A 15779-nucleotide genomic window follows, 5' to 3' on the forward strand; every position below is an offset into this window, starting at 1 on the left:
ACCCGGCTCCGCTACGACGGCATCCGTGGCGACTGCGGCTCCCGCGACGACGCCGACGGGGCATACTCGGCGGCATGGCGACCCTCGACCCGCGCTCGCTCAGCCTCTGGCACGACACCCTCGACGAGACCGTCGTGCCCCGGCCCGCGCTGCTCGGCGACGTCGAGGCCGACGTCGCCGTGGTGGGCGCCGGCTACACCGGGCTGTGGACCGCGCTGCACCTCGTGCGCACCGACCCCTCCCTGCGCGTCGTCGTGCTCGAGAAGGAGTTCGCCGGGTTCGGCGCCTCGGGCCGCAACGGGGGCTGGTGCTCGGCGCTCTTCCCGACGTCGCTGCGCCGGCTGGCCCGTGAGGGTGGGCGTGAGGGTGGGCGTGAGGGTGGTCGCGAGGGTGCGGTGCGGCTGCAGCGCATGCTCCACCGGACCGTTCCCGACGTCGGACGGATCGCGGCCGAGGAGGGCATCGACTGCCACTTCGACCAGGGCGGCTACCTGTCGGTCGCGCGCAACGCCGCGCAGCTGCAGCGCGAGCACGCCGACGTGGAGGAGTACCGCTCCTGGGGCTTCGGCGACTCCGACCACCGGCTGCTCGACCCCGGGGAGGTGGCCGAGACGACCGGCATCGCCGGCGCCCTCGGCGGGGTGTACACGCCCCACTGCGCGGCGATCCACCCGGCGCGGCTCGTCCGGGGCCTGGCCCGAGCGGTCGAGCGGCGCGGCGTCGTCGTCCACGAGGGGACCCGGGCGACGCAGGTCGCCTCCGGCCGGGTCGTCACGCCGCACGGCACGGTCCGGGCCGAGCACGTCGTGCTCGCCACCGAGGGGTACACGCCGACCGTCCCCGGGCGCCGTCGCGCGGTGGCGCCCGTCTACTCCCTCATGGTGGCCACCGAGCCCCTGGCCGACGACGTGCTCGAGCAGGTCGGCCTGCGCGACCGCACGACCTTCAGCGACAAGCGCCACCTCACGATCTACGGGCAGCGCACCCGCGACGGGCGCCTCGCGTTCGGCGGTCGCGGCGCGCCGTACCACTTCGGCTCCCGGGTGCAGCCGGCCTTCGACCGTGACGACCGGGTGCACGAGCACCTGCGCGGCATCCTGCGCGAGCTGTTCCCGGTGCTGCGTGACACCCGCTTCACCCATGCCTGGGGCGGCAACCTCGGGGTGCCCCGTGACTGGTTCCCCTCGGTGCGGCACGACCGGCGCACGGGGCTCGGGTTCGCCGGTGGCTACGTCGGCGACGGCGTCGCGACCGCGGCGCTCGCCGGTCGCACCCTCGCGGCGATGATCACGGGCGAGGACCCCGACGACCTCGCCTCGCTGCCGTGGGCGAACCGCTCGTCCCGCTCGTGGGAGCCCGAGCCGCTGCGGTGGCTCGGCGTCAACGCCGTCACGGCGCTCATGACCGCGGCCGACCGCCAGGAGCAGCGCACCGGCCGGCCGTCCCGCCTCGCGTCGACGTTCTGGTCGGCCGTCGGCCAGTGACGCCCCGGCCGTCGCGCAGGTCAGGATGCCGGGTGGTCAGGATGCCGGGTGGCCGGCCCCAGCGGCGGCGGACCCCGTCGCGTCGGTGAAGGCGCCGTCGACGAGCAGCGGGACGAGGTCGCTGGCGTCGAGCTCGGCCGCCACGTCGACGTCGTCACCGAACCCGGCCTCGACCAGCTCGACTCCGCTCGCGCTCGCCCGGAGCGCCGTCCCGACGTCGTCGGCCACGACGTCCCAGGCCGCGAGCGCGGCGCGCGCCTCGGGGCTGAGCAGCAGCGGGCCGGCCCGGTGCTCGAGCTCGTCGACGACGGCGGCCACGACCGCACCGGCGCCCCAGAGGTCCTCGACGGCGGGTCGCAGCGAGCCGTCGGCCCAGCGCTCCCCGGCCGGCACGACGACGAGCGCCGTCGGGTGCCCGGCAGAACGCACGAGGCGGTCCACGAGCCAGCGACCCACCGCCGCACGGGTGCGCAGCGAGGCCGCGACGACCTCCGCGCCGGCGTCGGCGAGCAGCCCGGTGACGGTGCTGCCGTTGGGTGAGGGCAGCACCACCGCGTCGAGCCACTCGGCCCGGCGGACCGAGCCCGGTGAGAGCGAGACCGCCGCCGGGTCGCCCGCTGCCTGACGACGCCCGACCGCGAGTACCGCACCGTGCTCGGCCGCGAAAGCCGCGGCGGTCCCGTCGGCCCACCGGTACGGGTGCACCCGGGCGCCGCGGTCGAGGGCGACCGACACGGTGGTCGTGAAGCTGAGCACGTCGACGACGACGGCGAGCACCCGCTCACCGCGCGCCACGGCATCCGCGACGAGGGCGACGGAAGGCGGCCCCCACTCGAGACGGACGGTGTTGGCCTGCTGCAGGTGCGCCGAGTTCGCCCGTGGTCCAACGGGTTCCATCATGTCAGCCACGATCGCCCCGGGCGTCGAGCGCCGCCACGAGCCGCTTGGGGGCGGTGAGGCGGTAGGAGGCGTCGAGCAGCTCGCCCACCTCGGCCCAGTCGACCGCCTCGACGGACCCGGCCGGGCGGAAGTCGAGGCCCAGCCAGCCGGAGGGCCCGAGGTAGGCCGGCTCGAACACGCGCTCGTCGTCGAGCAGCGCCGGTCGCTCGTCGGGGTCGGGCACGAAGAGCACCGAGCAGCCGTACCGGTCGGAGCCGTGGTCGCCCTTGACCGAACCGCCGTAGTAGGCAAAGACCTTGACGGTGTGGAACGTCGGTCGCCCGTGGGCGACCTTCTCGGCCGCCTCCGGCAGGGCGAGGCAGAGCCGGCGTAGACGCTCCAGGTAGGGGTCGTCGGGGTCGAACCGTCGCGGGTGGCTCACCGGCCCAGCGTAGGGCCCGGTCAGCTCGCGCAGGCCCCGGCGCAGCCGTCGGGTCCGCACCCGCCACCGCAGCCGGTGGCGACCGGCTCGGCGACCTCGTGCCGGTGCTCCCACGCGGTGGCGAGGGCGTCGGCGAAGACCTGCGTGGGCTGGGCGCCGGAGACGCCGTACTTGCGGTCGAGCACGACGAAGGGGACCCCGGTGATGCCGATCATCTTCGCGGTGGCCTCGTCGCTGCGGACGTGGTTGCCGTAGTCGTGGCCGGCGAGGGCCTGCACCACCTCGTCGCGGTCGAGGCCGACCTCGGCGGCGAGGTCGGCCAGCACCTCGCGGTCGCCGATGGCCAGGCCTTCGGCGAAGTAGGCCCGCAGGAGGCGGGCGTGCATCTCGCCGCCGAGGCCGTGCTCGGTGGCGAGATGCACGACGCGGTGGGCGTCGAAGGTGTTGCCGTGCCGGGCCCGGTCGAAGTCGACGGGCAGGCCGAGCTCGCGCATCTGGGCGGCGAGCGACTCGTGCTGGGCCACCATCTGCTCTCGGCTGGCGCCGTACTTCTGGGCCACGAGGTCGACGACGGTCTGCTCCGACACGGCGGGGGCGTCGCGGTCGAGCTCGAAGCTGTGCCACACCAGCTCGACCTCGTCGCGGTGCTCGAAGCCGGCCACCGCCTCCTCGAGGCGGGCCCGCCCGAGGTAGCAGAACGGGCAGACGATGTCGGTCCAGATGTCGAGTCTCACGCCTGCGCAACGCCCGGGCCCCCGGCTCTCTTCCCGGTCGCGCCCGGTCGCGCCCGGCCCGGCCACCCGGCATCCGGCGAACCGTACGTATCAGACGGCCGTCGACGCCCTCTGCTCCGTCGAGATCGGTCGCACCGGGCGACCGAGTCGGGGGAAGGACGGCCTGTCATGGGCACTCTCACCACCAAGGTCCGGTCGCCGCTGGCGCTGGGCCTCGGCATCCTCGCCGCCGCGAGCCTCTCCGTCGGGTCGGCCACGGCCGCCACGCCGGACGCCGCGACGACGAAGGCGCCGGCCAACACGACGAGCACGGTCGGGCTGACGGGCGACGCCCGCAGTGCCGGCGTCGCGAAGTTCGGGTCGGCGGTCACCGACGCCCAGGCGCTCGACGCGTACTGGACGCCGGCCCGCATGAAGGCGGCGACGCCCGTCGAGGACAGCAAGGCCTACGAGGCGCAGGTCGCGGCCTTCGTCGCCAAGCAGGCCGTCCAGCAGCGGTCGGGCGTCAAGACGACGAGCAACGACGGGCCGGCCCGTAGCGTCGGTGGCGCGACGAGCAAGGTGTTCACGGGCAAGGGCGCGGTGGGCACCAACGCCTACAACCCGAACCTGCCGTACTACGTGCCGACCGCCTACACGATGGGCAAGGTGTTCTTCACCAACGCCCTCGACGGCCGCACGTACGTCTGCTCGGCCACCATCGTCAACAGCGAGGGCAAGGACTCGGTCTGGACGGCCGGGCACTGCGTCCACGGCGGCTCCGGCGGCACGTGGCACCGCAACTGGGCGTTCGTGCCGGCGTACGACGACGACCTGTCGAACCCGCGGCCGTACGGCACGTGGACGGCGGCCTACCTCAGCTCGCGCAGCGCCTGGACCGGCAGCTCGGACTTCAGCCAGGACATCGGCGTCGCGACGATGAACACGAACTGGGGCTGGCACATCGTCGACTACTTCGGCGGCCAGGGCATCACGGTCAACCGGGGCAAGAACGTCTACGACTACGCCTTCGGCTACCCGGCCGAGTCGCCGTTCGACGGGGGCAACCTCATGCGGTGCTCGGGGACGACCTCGCCCGAGTGGGACGCGGTGTTCTTCTGGTCGCAGACGGTCAAGATCCCGTGCGACATGACCCGTGGCAGCAGCGGCGGTGCGTGGCTCTTCGGCTACGACGGCAACTGGGGCTGGCTCAACGGCGTCAACAGCCGCATCGACCGCATCGTCGGCCCGAGGATCATGCTCTCGCCGTACTTCGACGACGACGCCTGGTCGCTGTACAACTTCACCCGCTACAACTGACGGCCGGGCGCTCCGGCGCCCTCCCCGTCACCAGCCGCTACGTCACTGCTCACCGAGAGTGAGCAGTGACGTAGCGCTGTGTGTGTCCGAATCGTGGAGTTCGAGGGGGGATGCGCGTCCTACGTCAGTGCTCACCCAAGGTGAGCAGTGTCGCGGGCGTGGGCGTGGGGGGTGGCCGAGGGGAGTGGCCCCACGGGGTCCCGAACCTCGGTCCGGATGCCGGGCAGCCGGGTGGGTGGGTCAGTCCGCCGCCGCGACGCGCGCGACGACGGCCGCGGCCGACTCCTCGGCGCGGGTCTCGGGGAGCCAGTGACCGGCATCCACCTCGACGAGCTCGTAGGGGCCGGTCACGTGCTCGGCCGTCAGCGACGCGGCGCGGCGGCCCAGGGCGAAGTCGCGGCTGCCCCACACGTACGTCGTCGGGACCGTCACGCGGTGGGCGCCGAGCGTCGACGAACGCGTCGCCCGGTACCAGCCCAGGGGCCCGCTGAGGTCGCGCGGCCGACCGAGGTGGGCGGCGTAGCGGCGGGCGTCGTCGAGCGGCAGGCCGGTGTCGGTCAGCACCGACGTGAGGCGCCGCGCGAGCAGCTGCTCGGGCAGCCACGGCACCTGCACGGCGGCCATGTACCACGAGCGCCGGCGCTGGTCCCACCCGTCGCGCAGCGCCCGCGAGAGGGCGGCCGGGTGGGGTGTCGACAGCACGGTGAGCGAGGCGACCCGGTCGGCGTGGTGGGCGGCGAGCAGCCACGCGACGGCACCGCCCCAGTCGTGCCCGACGACGTGGACGCGGTGGTGGCCGGTGGCCGCCTCGACGGCGTCGGCGAGCGCGACGACGTCCGCGACGAGGTGCTCGAGGCGGTAGGGCGCGACCCCGCGGGGTCGGGCGCCGGGGGAGTAGCCCCGCTGGTCGGGCGCGAAGGTACGCAGGCCGGCTGCCGCCAGCAGCCGCGCGACCGGGCGCCAGCTCGTGCGGTCGGTCGGGAAGCCGTGCAGCAGCAGCACGGGGATGCCGTCGAGCGGCCCGTCGTCGGTCACCTCGAAGCGCAGGCCGTCCCGCCCGAACCCGGTCAGCCGCTCGTCCACCATGGGCACAGCCTGCCACCCGCCCTGGCGCGTCCTCCTACCCTTGTCGCCATGACCGCCGTGCCCGCCCTGCCCGCCCACAGCACCGAGGTGCTGCTGCGGCGCCGGACGCCGTGGTGGCACCTGTCCCGCTCCGGCCTGTTCTTCGCGGCGGCCTACGTCCTCATCTCGATGTCGCCGTCGCTGCTGCCGCGCACCTGGTACTTCCAGGGCCTCATCACCGGGCTCTGCGCCGCGGCGGGCTACGGCGTGGGCGTCCTGCTCGGCTGGCTCTCACGCCGGGCGGCGCGGGCGGTCGGGCTGCATGTCTTCGTCAGCGAGCAGGCCGGTCACGTGCTGCGCATCGTCGGGCCCACCCTCGTCGCGGCCGGCGTCGTGCTCGTCACCGTGTCGAACGTGCGCTCGCAGGCCCGCACGGCGTCGGTCGTGCGGCTCACCCCGCTCAGCCCGCTCGACTGGGTGCTCGCGCTCGGCCTCGCCGCGGTCATCGCCGTCGCCTTCCTCCTCGTGGCGCGCGGGCTGCGGGGGCTGACCCGACGGCTCGCGGTCGCGGTCGGCCGCGTGCTGCCGCGCACCATCGCGTCCGTCGTGGCGGTCGTCGTCGTCGCCACGGGCACGGCCTGGGTCTCCGACAGCGTCCTGTTCCGGCGGGGGATGCAGCTCATGGCCGCTGCGGCGTCGCAGGTCAACGACGAGACCACCGGGCGGCCGGCGCCGACGTCGTCGCTGCGCTCTGGCGGCCCCGGCTCGCTCGTCGGCTACGACAGCCTCGGCTACCAGGGCCAGATGTTCGTCACGAGCGCACCGACGACGGCCCAGCTCACCGCCGCCACCGGCCGGGCGGCGACCGAGCCCATCCGGGTCTACGCCGGCCGCCCCGACGACGAGGACATCGCCCAGGTCGCCGGCCAGGTGGTGGCCGAGCTGCGCCGCACCGGCGCCTTCGACCGCAAGGTGCTCGCCGTCGTCACCTCGACCGGCACCGGCTGGGTCGACGACTACTCGGTGCAGGCCATCGAGTACCTCAGCGACGGCGACAGCGCGGTAGCCTCGATGCAGTACTCCTTCCTGCCCAGCGCGCTCGCGGTCATCACCGACCGGCAGACCCCTCGCGAGGCCGGTGCCGCCCTCTTCGACGCCGTGTACGCCGAGTGGTCGAAGCGCCCCGCGGACAGCCGCCCGCGCCTCGTCGTCGCGGGCGAGTCCCTCGGCTCCTACGGCGCGCAGGCCGCCTTCACCGACGTCGACGACATGATGGCGAAGGCCCAGGGCGGCGTCTTCGTCGGTACGCCGAGCTTCAGCCCGATGCACGAGCGGCTCACCGAGAGCCGTGTCCCTGGGTCACCGGAGATCGCCCCGGTCGTCGACGACGGGCAGCACGTCCGCTTCGCGACCCGCGGCAGCCAGCTGCTCACCGACTACTACGGGCGGCCCTACGGCGACTGGGAGTTCCCGCGTTTCGTCTACGCCCAGCACCCGTCCGACCCGGTCGTGTGGTGGAACCCGGCCCTGCTCGGCTCGCAGCCCGACTGGCTGCGCGAGCCGCGCGGCAGCGACGTCAACCCCGACGTCACGTGGATCCCCTTCGCGACCTTCTGGCAGGTGACGACCGACATGGCCGTCGGCCACGACCCCTCCGACGGCTTCGGCCACCGCTACGGGGCCGAGCTCGTGCCGGAGTGGGCGGCCGTCCTCGGGCTCCCGCTCGACGCCGACCTCTCGCGCATCGTCGACGGCGTCGAGAAGACGGTCAACCGGGTGGCGTGAGCGGCGTGAGCCCGAACCGGGCCATGAGGTGCCAGACCCGCTTGAGGTCCTGCTCGTCGTACCGCCCGGTGCGGGCAGCGTCGCCGATCACGCGTGGGGTGAGCACGCCGCCCTCCGCGAGCCGTTCGCCGAGGTCGACGTACTCGGGCCCGCGGTAGGCGGGGTGCCGACGTAGCTCGTCGACCGTGAGGCGGTAACCGGGGTGCCACTCGACCCGGATGCCGGTCGCCGCGGCGAGCGCCTCGACCTGCGTGCCGCGGTGGCTGGGGTCGAGCACGAGCGCCTCGGCGTCGGCGGGCAGGCGGACGGGGCCGTGGACGTGGGCCTCGACGTAGCCGTCGAGGGGGTCGGGCCCCTCCTCGTCCGTCGAGTCGGCCGCGGCCTCGTGCACCGCACGCTGCAAGGGTTCCACACCGTAGGCGTCGGCCGTGGCGAAGTGCTGTGGCTCGAGGGCGCTGTCGGGGAAGCAGAAGGTGGAGCGGTCGAGCGCCGCCTCGGTCAGGCGCAGGTGCGCCGAGCCGAACCGTGGGGCGGGACCGGCGGGTCGCCCGCCGGTGTCGAGGCCCCCGTACTTCGGACGCAGCTCGGCGGGCGCGTCGTCGTAGGCCCCACCGAAGATGCGGCTCTCCCAGCGCCAGCGGTCACCGCCGGGGTGGGCGGTGAGGCCGCCGTTGCTCGTGCCGGTCTCGAACTGGGAGCGGTACCGGCCGTCGGCCGCCATCGCCGCGAGGATCGGCCGTCCGTCGACGAGGCGGTCGGGGTGGAAGTGCAGGACGACCCGGGCGGTCCGGGGCAGCGGCGCTCCCGACGACAGCGCGCGCACGTGAGCGATCGCCAGCTGCACCGCATCCGGCCGCGAGCCTCCGACCGCCCCGGTCACGCCGGGCTCACCCCTCGTCGGGGACGGGCTCGGAAGCGGGCCCGCGCAGCAGTGCGGTCGCCTGGGTCAGCTTGAGCAGCTCGCCGAGCAGCGGCGCCACGGAGTCGCGCAGCACGTCGTTGGGCACGAAGGTGCCGTCGGTGACGAACTGGGCGACGAAGGGGATGCTGATGGCGTCCGCGATCGGGATCATCCGCAGCGGCAGGACGTTCGTCTTGAGCGCGGTCGCCGCTCGCAGGCCGGCCGAGACCCCGCCGTAGCTGACCGTCGCCATCGGCTTGTACGCCCACTCCTCGTTGAGGTAGTCGACCGCGTTCTTCAGGGCCGGGTTGACGCCCCAGTTGTACTCCGGCATGACGAAGACGACCGCGTCCCCGCGGGCGACCCGGGCGCTCCACGCCTCGGTGTGCGGCTGGGTGTACTGGTGCATCGAGGGGTGGTTGGGCTCGTCGAACATCGGCAGCGCGATCTCGGCGAGGTCGAGCACCTCGACGTCGAACCGGCCGTCCTGGCGCGCGGCCGTGGCGAACCACTCGGCGACGTGGATGCCGACGCGGCCCGGTCGGGTGCTGCCGACGATGACCTGCAGCAGGGGTGCGCTCATGGGGATGCTCTCCGTCGTCTCGTCCTGGTACCGGACACCTAGCATCGACCCATGACCTCACCGGGGCCCGACCGCCCCCCACCCGACGAGACCGACCATCGATCGCGGCGGCGGCGCTTCCGCGGGCAGATCGCCGGCGTGGGCTCGACGAGCGGGGTGCGCGTCGTCGTCGGCCGGTGGGTCGACACCCCGCTCGGTGCCTTCGGGGACGCCATGGTCGAGCGGCCCGACGGGCACCGGGTGCTCGTGGCGCCGTCGGACGCGGTGGCCGACTTCATCACCGCCACCTACGGCTTCGACGAGGTGCGGGTCGAGCCGGTCACCGTCGAGCAGCGACGCGGCCCCGACGGCATCCTCACCTGGCGGGTCGACAGCGCGTCGCTCGAGCTGGACCTCACCCTGGGCGGCCGGCGGCCTCTCGGCCGGCTGCTGCGGCTCGTGCCCCGCCCCGTGGCCACGAGCCCGGCCTGGGCCACCCTCGTCGACCCCGTGGCGAGCATCGTGCTCGACGGGGTCCGCACCCGCGGGACGGCGCTCGCGGGCCGCCGCGAGTACTACGGGGCGACCGACGTGCACGCGGTGACGTCCGCGCGGGGTCGCTTCGACGGCATCCGGCTCGGTGAGCTGCGTCCGGTCGACCCGCCGTGCCGCTTCGGGTTCTCGTCGACCCCGCGGGAGCCGTCGGTGACCGACGTCGTGACGACGGTCACGGTGCGCTGACCCGTGGCCGGCGATTCGGACGAAGCGCGCAGGTCCCGGCCGGTCACAGCACCCGCACACGCGACGGATGGGCGGGGCATCGCTACCGGGTGGTAGAGATGGTGGATGCACCCTGCTCAGCCCGTGTTCGACCCCGCCCACGCGATGGGTCTGCCGACCGACTCCCCGCTCGTGCTCGGACCGATGCTGCGGTACGTCGGCGAGACCTCGGCGACGGTGTGGGCACAGACGGCCGAGCACTCCGTGGTGACGGTCACGGCCGGCGACCGGGAGTGGAGCGCCCCCACCTTCCGGGTGCGCGAGGGCCACTACGCCCTCGTCGTCGCGGACGGGCTGCCCGTCGGCAGCGACGTCGAGTACGAGCTGCGGGTCGACGGCCGGCTGGTCTGGCCCGAGCCCGACACCCCCTACCCGCACCCGCGGCTGCGCACCCTGGACCACGACCGCCCGACGCGGCTCGCCTTCGGCTCGTGCCGCGTCTCCGAGCCCCACGACGCCAAGGCGAACAAGAAGAACGGGGTCGACGCGCTGCGCACCCTTGCGCTGGCCCTCGTGCGGGGCGAGGAGGAGTGGCCCGACCTCATGGCCTTCCTCGGCGACCAGGTCTACGCCGACTGGACCTCAGACGAGATGCGCGACTTCATCGCCTCGAAGCGCGACATCGACGAGGACCCGGGCGTCGAGATCAAGGACTACGAGGAGTACGCCCACCTCTACTGGCTCGCGTGGAGCGACCCCGCCAACCGGTGGCTGCTCTCGACCCTGCCGAGCTGCATGATCTTCGACGACCACGACATCCGCGACGACTGGAACACCTCGTGGACCTGGCACGAGCAGATCAACCGCACGCGCTGGTGGCACGACCGCCTCGTCGGCGGGCTCGCGTCGTACTGGGTCTACCAGCACATCGGCAACCTCGCCCCCGACGAGCTCGCCGCCGACGAGATCTACGCCCGGGTGCTCGAGCACGCGGCCGCCCGGGACGCCGGTCCGTCGGGGCTGCGCGACCAGGACGAGCTCGACCTCACGGATGCCGTCTTCGACCTCGTCGAGCGCGTCGACCGGCATCCGGAGGTGTACCGGTGGAGCTACCGGCGTGACCTCGGCGACTGCCGGCTCGTCGTCGTCGACTCCCGCGCGGCCCGCGTGCTCGAGCCGGAACGCCGCTCGATGCTCGACGAGCAGGAGCAGCGCTGGCTCGACGAGCAGCTGACCGGTGACGTCGACCACCTGCTCATCGGCACCTCGCTGCCGTTCCTGCTGCCGCCCGGCCTGCACGACTTCGAGGCGATCGACGAGGTGACCGCGCAGGGTGCCTACGGCCGGCCCCTCGCCGCGGTCGGCGAAAAGATCCGGCAGGTCGTCGACCTCGAGCACTGGGCCGCCTTCAACGACGGCTTCGAGGCGGTCTTCGACATGGTCATGGACGTCGCGCGCGGCAACCGCGGGCGGGCCCCGGCGACGGTCACGTTCCTGTCCGGTGACGTGCACAACTCCTACGTCGCCCACGTCACCGACGCGGCCGCCCGCCACGGCGCCCGGTCGACCATCGTGCAGGCGGTCTGCTCGCCGATCCGCAACCCCATGCCGATGGCGCTGCGGGTGCTCATGTCGGGCATGGCCAAGAGCCTCGTCAAGCCGATGAACGCGTGGGCCCGCCGCAGCAAGCGCGTGCCCGACCCGGCCTACCCGTGGACCGTGACCCACGGACCCTGGTACGACAACTGCTTCGCCGAGCTCAACGTGCAGGGCCCCGACCTCGTCGTGGTCTGGCGCGGCGGCGAGGTGCGCGGCGGCGACGACGAGAACCCGGCCCTGACGACGGTGGCCGAGGTGAAGATCGCCGGCTCCCGCTGAACGGCCGGACGGCCGGACGGCTGAGCCCGGCCGGGCGTCAGGTGAGGTTCGACAGCCCGGCGGCGACGGCGAAGCCGAGCACGGTGACGAGCCCGGCCCGACGGCCGGCCTTGCGACGGGCCTCGGGGACCATCGAGTCGACGAGCATGACGAGCAGCGCCCCCGCGGCGAAGCCGTCGATGCCGGCCTTGAGTGAGCCACCCGCGACGTCGGCGAGCGCGTAGCCGCCGAGTGTCGCGAGGGCGCAGACGACCGCCACCGCGACCCAGATCAGCACGATCTGGCGGCGGCTCTTGCCGCCGGCGCGCATGTCGCTCGCGCTGCCGATGCCCTCGGGGAGGTTGCTGACGAAGATGGCGACGAGCAGGGCCACGCTGACGCCCTCGCCCGCGGCCAGCCCGATGCCGAGCACCGCCTGCTCGGGGATGCCGTCGAGCAGGGCTCCGAGCGCGAGGGGCAGTCCTGACGCCCCGCCACCCGATCGCCCCCCGATGCGCTCGACCGCCCGGTCGGCGACGAAGAAGGTGACGGCGCCGAGGGCGAGCCCGACGGCGACCGGGACCGGCCCGCCCTTCTGCAGCCCCTCCTGCGCGAGCTCGAAGGCCACGCTGGAGATGAGCGCGCCCGCGCCGAAGGCGAGCACACCGCCGACGAGGCCGTCGCGCCACGAGCGGGCCACCCCCAGCACCGCCCCGATGACGAGCGAGAGGGCGGCGACGACACCCCAGACGACGGCCTCGACCACGCGTCAGTCCGTCCAGGGGCCGCGCCAGCCGCCGACGTCGGCGGCCAGCCGATCCGCCGCCTGCGGTCCCCACGACCCGGGGGCGTAGGCGTCCGGCTGCGACGGCAGGTCGAGCACCGGGCCGAGCACCCGCCACGTCTCCTCGACGACGTCCTCGCGCGTGAAGAGGGCGGCGTCCCCGGCGAGGGCGGCGTGCAACAGCTCTTCGTAGGGCGTGGGCACGTCGTCGCCGCCAAGGTCGACCTCGAGCTCGACGGTGCGCACCGTGTCGTCGTGCGTGCTCTGGCTCTGGACCACGAGCTGGGCCCCGGCCGTGGGGTCGATGCGCAGCACGACCTGGTTCGGGTCGTGCACGCCGTCGTCGTCCTCGAAACCCAGGGGCGGGGGAGGCGTGAGCACGAGCCGCACCTCCGTCGCCGTGACCGGCAGCGACTTGCCGGCCCGGACGAGGAAGGGCACGCCGGTCCACCGCCAGTTGTCGACGTACAGCCGCAGGGCGCAGAACGTCTCCGTCGTCGAGCCGTCCTGCACGCCCGTGGTGTCGAGGTAGCCGTCGTACTGCCCCCGCACGTAGTCGTGGGGGTCGGCGGTGCGCATCGCGGCGAACACGTCGCGCCGCCGGTCCGAGAGCGCGTCGATGCCGCCTCGCGCCGGGGGTTCCATGGCGACCATGGCGATGACCTGCATGAGGTGGTTCTGCACGACGTCGCGCAGCGCGCCGACCTTGTCGTAGAACGAGCCCCGGTCGGACACGTCGAAGTCCTCGGCCATCGTCACCTGCACCGACTGCACGTAGGTGCGGTTCCACAGCGGCTCGAACATCGTGTTGGCGAAGCGCAGCCGCAGGATCTGCTGCACCGACAGCTTCCCGAGGAAGTGGTCGATGCGGTACAGCTGCGACTCGCGCAGGTGCCGGCGCAGCGCGGTATTGAGCTGCTGCGCCGACTCGAGGTCGTGCCCGAAGGGCTTCTCGACGACGACCCGGGCGCCGTCGAGCAGGTCCGCCTCCGCCAGCCCGTCGACGACCGTCTGGAACAGCGACGGCGGGATCTCGAGGTAGTAGACCGGATGCCGGGCGCCCCCGAGCGCGTCCTTCACCGCCGCGTACGTGGTGTCGTCGCCGAAGTCGCCGCCGACGTAGGTCATCCGGCCGACGAGGCGCTCGAGCACGTCGTGGTCGACGCCGTCACCGACGACGTCCTGCACCGAGGTGCGGGCCCGGTCGCGCAGGTCGTCGTCCGACCAGCTCTCCGCCGCCACCCCGACGACCGGGCACTCGAGCCGTCCCGCCTTCTCGAGGCGGTAGAGCGCGACGAACGTCATCTTCTTGGCCAGGTCGCCCGAGACGCCGAAGGAGACGAAGACGTCACCCTGGTGCTGGTCGTCGCTGCGCTCCTGCTGCTGCGGTTCTCGGGTGGCGCTCGTGTGCCGCCCCTCGTCGAGCCGCCGCGACCCGGCATCCTGACCCGTCTGCTCGCTGCTCGTCATGGACGTGTCGTACCCGCGCGGGGCGGTGCGGCCACGGCGGTCTCTCCAGGCTGGGAGCTTCATGCATGAAGGCTGAGCACAGCCTGCCAATTTTGTTGTCGCGCAACGCGATCGACAAGTTCGCGGGTCATCAGCGCCCACTTCGTCAGGCTGCAGGTGCATGCTGACGACGGTGCCGTCGCCGGGGGGCGACGGCCGGTACCAAGGAGTGCGGTGTGACCAGCTGGACGCGTGACCGAACGTCGCGGCTACTGGCGGGGGTCGTCGCGACTCTCGCCGTGGCGGCCCTGCTCCTGACGGGCGGTGGGCCGGCCGCCGTCGCGGCGTCGACGCCACCCGGCCTGGCTCCGGGCTTCCACCCCGAGTCGATGTCGTGGGTGTCGGGCACCGACGGCTTCGTGCTCGGGCGCGACACGTGCGGCGCCGCGACCTGCACGCGGGTGTGGCGTACGACGGATGCCGGGGCGACGTGGAGCCTCGCCGGCCGGGTGCCGCTGCCGCTGGCCCCGTCGGGCGAGCACGGCGTCACCGGCCTCGCCATGGTCGACGACACAGTGGGCTGGGCGCACACCCCCGATCTCGAACGGACCGGGGACGGGGGGCGCACGTGGGCGGCCTCGCCCCTGCCCGGCGGCGACCGTCAGGTGGTCACGCTGACCACGACCCCTGGGGCGACCTACCTGCTGACGTCGCACTGCGAGGTCGGCACCGGCATCTGCGACGACACGCCCCTGCACCTCTGGCGCACGACCGGCCCCCGTTCGACGACGTGGCGGCCCGTGCCGGTCGACGTGCCGGCCGACTGGCACGTCAGCATCTCGTCGGCCGGCGCGAACACCGTCGTGCTCGCAGCCCCCTTCACCGGGCCCGGCACCCTCACCGTGCTGCGCGACGGCGCGTCTCCGGTGCGGCGCCAGGCGATCTGCCCCGACCCGGTTGGCGACAGCCTCCTCGTCGCGGTGGCCGCCACGGCCCCTCGCCGCTTCGCGATGCTCTGCGACGGCACGGTGGGCATGGGCAGCTCGGACAAGACCGTGCTGACGACGAGCGACCTCGGCGCGACCTTCTCGTACTCGCCCATCCCGGGCCGGCTCGGCGTCGGCAGCCAGCTCGCCGCCGCGCCGACCGGCGGTCTCGTCGTGTCGACCGTGACCGCGAACCTCGTCTTCGCGCGCCCCCCGCTGCGCAAGACCTGGGTGCCCACCGACACCTACCTGCCCGGTGACCTCGCGGTGCGACAGCCGACGTTCACCCGCGGCGACACCGTGTGGGCCGTGCTCGGCGACGCCCAGTACCAGGACTCGCTGCTCATCCGCTCGACCGACGCCGGCCGCACGTGGTCACCGGCGCCGATGCCCCCGTCGGCGACGGGGTCGACGCACCCCGCGACGCAGCCGTCGCGGCCGTCGCAGCCGACGACCCCCTCCCCGCGCCGGGTCGCCCAGCGCGACACGACGCCGGTGTGCGACAGCGCCCCGAGCCCGGGGCAGTTCACCTGCTTCGCCCTGCGGCGCACCGACGTCGCGACCCGGACGCCGGGACAGCTGCGCGCCCTCGCCGCGGCACCGGCGGGCTACGGGCCCGCCGACCTGCGCTCGGCCTACGGCATCCCCGCCCTGGCGGGCACGCGCGGGCAGCGCGTGTACGTCGTCGTCGCCTACGACGCCCCCACCGCGGAGGCCGACCTGTCCGTCTACCGCAGCCAGTTCGGCCTGCCCGCGTGCACGACCGCGAACGGCTGCTTCCAGAAGGTGAACCAGCAGGGCCGTTCCACCCCGCTGCCGGCACCGTCGGCGG

14 protein-coding genes are annotated in these 15779 nt (G+C 73.8%); 6 read left to right on the forward strand and 8 right to left on the reverse strand.

Going from position 1 to position 15779, the window contains the following annotated elements; genetic code table 11:
• Positions 1 to 74 precede the first annotated feature (74 nt).
• Complete coding sequence (locus tag DFJ68_RS18000; RefSeq protein ID WP_121034912.1) at positions 75 to 1484, forward strand: NAD(P)/FAD-dependent oxidoreductase; 1410 nt, start codon at positions 75 to 77, stop codon at positions 1482 to 1484.
• A gap of 36 nt (positions 1485 to 1520) precedes the next feature.
• Here the strand turns inward: DFJ68_RS18000 and DFJ68_RS18005 are convergent, their stop codons facing one another.
• Genes DFJ68_RS18005 through DFJ68_RS18015 form a run of 3 tightly spaced genes read right to left on the reverse strand, consistent with a single transcriptional unit; the run spans position 1521 to position 3539 of the window.
• Positions 1521 to 2384, reverse strand: coding sequence for a 2-phosphosulfolactate phosphatase (locus DFJ68_RS18005; protein ID WP_245963736.1), 864 nt, complete (start codon positions 2382 to 2384; stop codon positions 1521 to 1523).
• Between the two features lies 1 nt (position 2385).
• Positions 2386 to 2805: an MmcQ/YjbR family DNA-binding protein gene (locus tag DFJ68_RS18010; RefSeq protein ID WP_121035519.1), complete on the reverse strand. Its 420-nt coding sequence runs from the start codon at positions 2803 to 2805 to the stop codon at positions 2386 to 2388.
• Between the two features lie 20 nt (positions 2806 to 2825).
• Entirely contained in the window at positions 2826 to 3539 is a 714-nt protein-coding gene (locus DFJ68_RS18015; RefSeq protein ID WP_121034913.1) for a DsbA family oxidoreductase, read from the reverse strand.
• A 168-nt stretch (positions 3540 to 3707) separates the two neighbouring features.
• Here DFJ68_RS18015 and DFJ68_RS18020 point away from each other — a divergent pair, with 168 nt between their 5' ends.
• The gene (locus DFJ68_RS18020) at positions 3708 to 4838 is read left to right on the forward strand and encodes a trypsin-like serine peptidase (RefSeq protein ID WP_121034914.1); all 1131 of its coding nucleotides are present in this window, start codon (positions 3708 to 3710) and stop codon (positions 4836 to 4838) included.
• Between the two features lie 240 nt (positions 4839 to 5078).
• Here DFJ68_RS18020 and DFJ68_RS18025 read toward each other — a convergent pair whose 3' ends face one another.
• On the reverse strand, positions 5079 to 5924 hold the full coding sequence (locus tag DFJ68_RS18025) for an alpha/beta fold hydrolase (protein WP_121034915.1): 846 nt from the start codon (positions 5922 to 5924) through the stop codon (positions 5079 to 5081).
• Between the two features lie 48 nt (positions 5925 to 5972).
• On the opposite strand from DFJ68_RS18025, the gene DFJ68_RS18030 reads away from it, so the two are divergent.
• Complete coding sequence (locus tag DFJ68_RS18030; RefSeq protein WP_121034916.1) at positions 5973 to 7688, forward strand: alpha/beta hydrolase; 1716 nt, start codon at positions 5973 to 5975, stop codon at positions 7686 to 7688.
• Here the strand turns inward: DFJ68_RS18030 and DFJ68_RS18035 are convergent.
• A complete protein-coding gene (locus DFJ68_RS18035; protein WP_211333423.1) occupies positions 7672 to 8568 on the reverse strand; it encodes a DUF3626 domain-containing protein in 897 nt (298 codons plus the stop codon). The two genes, DFJ68_RS18030 and DFJ68_RS18035, sit on opposite strands and share 17 nt — an antisense overlap.
• A gap of 7 nt (positions 8569 to 8575) precedes the next feature.
• Positions 8576 to 9172, reverse strand: coding sequence for an NADPH-dependent FMN reductase (locus DFJ68_RS18040; protein WP_121034917.1), 597 nt, complete (start codon positions 9170 to 9172; stop codon positions 8576 to 8578).
• 51 nt (positions 9173 to 9223) lie between these two features.
• Here DFJ68_RS18040 and DFJ68_RS18045 point away from each other — a divergent pair, with 51 nt between their 5' ends.
• Positions 9224 to 9892, forward strand: coding sequence for a hypothetical protein (locus DFJ68_RS18045; RefSeq protein ID WP_121034918.1), 669 nt, complete (start codon positions 9224 to 9226; stop codon positions 9890 to 9892).
• Between the two features lie 105 nt (positions 9893 to 9997).
• Positions 9998 to 11749 (forward strand): alkaline phosphatase D family protein, encoded by a 1752-nt coding sequence (locus tag DFJ68_RS18050; protein WP_245963737.1) that lies wholly within the window; start codon positions 9998 to 10000, stop codon positions 11747 to 11749.
• A 37-nt stretch (positions 11750 to 11786) separates the two neighbouring features.
• Here DFJ68_RS18050 and DFJ68_RS18055 read toward each other — a convergent pair whose 3' ends face one another.
• Together DFJ68_RS18055 and zwf are read right to left on the reverse strand one after the other, a co-directional pair.
• Positions 11787 to 12494, reverse strand: a complete 708-nt coding sequence (locus tag DFJ68_RS18055; protein ID WP_121034919.1) for a ZIP family metal transporter — start codon at positions 12492 to 12494, stop codon at positions 11787 to 11789.
• A gap of 3 nt (positions 12495 to 12497) precedes the next feature.
• Positions 12498 to 13982, reverse strand: coding sequence for a glucose-6-phosphate dehydrogenase (zwf, locus tag DFJ68_RS18060; RefSeq protein ID WP_121034920.1), 1485 nt, complete (start codon positions 13980 to 13982; stop codon positions 12498 to 12500).
• A 215-nt stretch (positions 13983 to 14197) separates the two neighbouring features.
• Between zwf and DFJ68_RS18065 the strand changes: the two genes are divergently transcribed.
• The coding region (locus DFJ68_RS18065) for a WD40/YVTN/BNR-like repeat-containing protein (protein ID WP_211333424.1) at positions 14198 to 15779 on the forward strand (1582 nt) is incomplete at its 3' end.

This window comes from Terracoccus luteus, from assembly GCF_003635045.1.
Classification (GTDB): domain Bacteria; phylum Actinomycetota; class Actinomycetes; order Actinomycetales; family Dermatophilaceae; genus Terracoccus; species Terracoccus luteus.

What these genes read in the sequence shown, in the direction of transcription:
- DFJ68_RS18000 (WP_121034912.1), top strand. Translation starts at nt 75, where the DNA reads ATGGCGACCCTCGACCCGCGCTCGCTCAGCCTCTGGCACGACACCCTC.
- DFJ68_RS18005 (WP_245963736.1), bottom strand. Translation starts at nt 2,384, where the DNA reads ATGATGGAACCCGTTGGACCACGGGCGAACTCGGCGCACCTGCAGCAG.
- DFJ68_RS18020 (WP_121034914.1), top strand. Translation starts at nt 3,708, where the DNA reads ATGGGCACTCTCACCACCAAGGTCCGGTCGCCGCTGGCGCTGGGCCTC.
- DFJ68_RS18025 (WP_121034915.1), bottom strand. Translation starts at nt 5,924, where the DNA reads ATGGTGGACGAGCGGCTGACCGGGTTCGGGCGGGACGGCCTGCGCTTC.
- DFJ68_RS18030 (WP_121034916.1), top strand. Translation starts at nt 5,973, where the DNA reads ATGACCGCCGTGCCCGCCCTGCCCGCCCACAGCACCGAGGTGCTGCTG.
- DFJ68_RS18040 (WP_121034917.1), bottom strand. Translation starts at nt 9,172, where the DNA reads ATGAGCGCACCCCTGCTGCAGGTCATCGTCGGCAGCACCCGACCGGGC.
- DFJ68_RS18045 (WP_121034918.1), top strand. Translation starts at nt 9,224, where the DNA reads ATGACCTCACCGGGGCCCGACCGCCCCCCACCCGACGAGACCGACCAT.
- DFJ68_RS18050 (WP_245963737.1), top strand. Translation starts at nt 9,998, where the DNA reads ATGCACCCTGCTCAGCCCGTGTTCGACCCCGCCCACGCGATGGGTCTG.
- zwf (WP_121034920.1), bottom strand. Translation starts at nt 13,982, where the DNA reads ATGACGAGCAGCGAGCAGACGGGTCAGGATGCCGGGTCGCGGCGGCTC.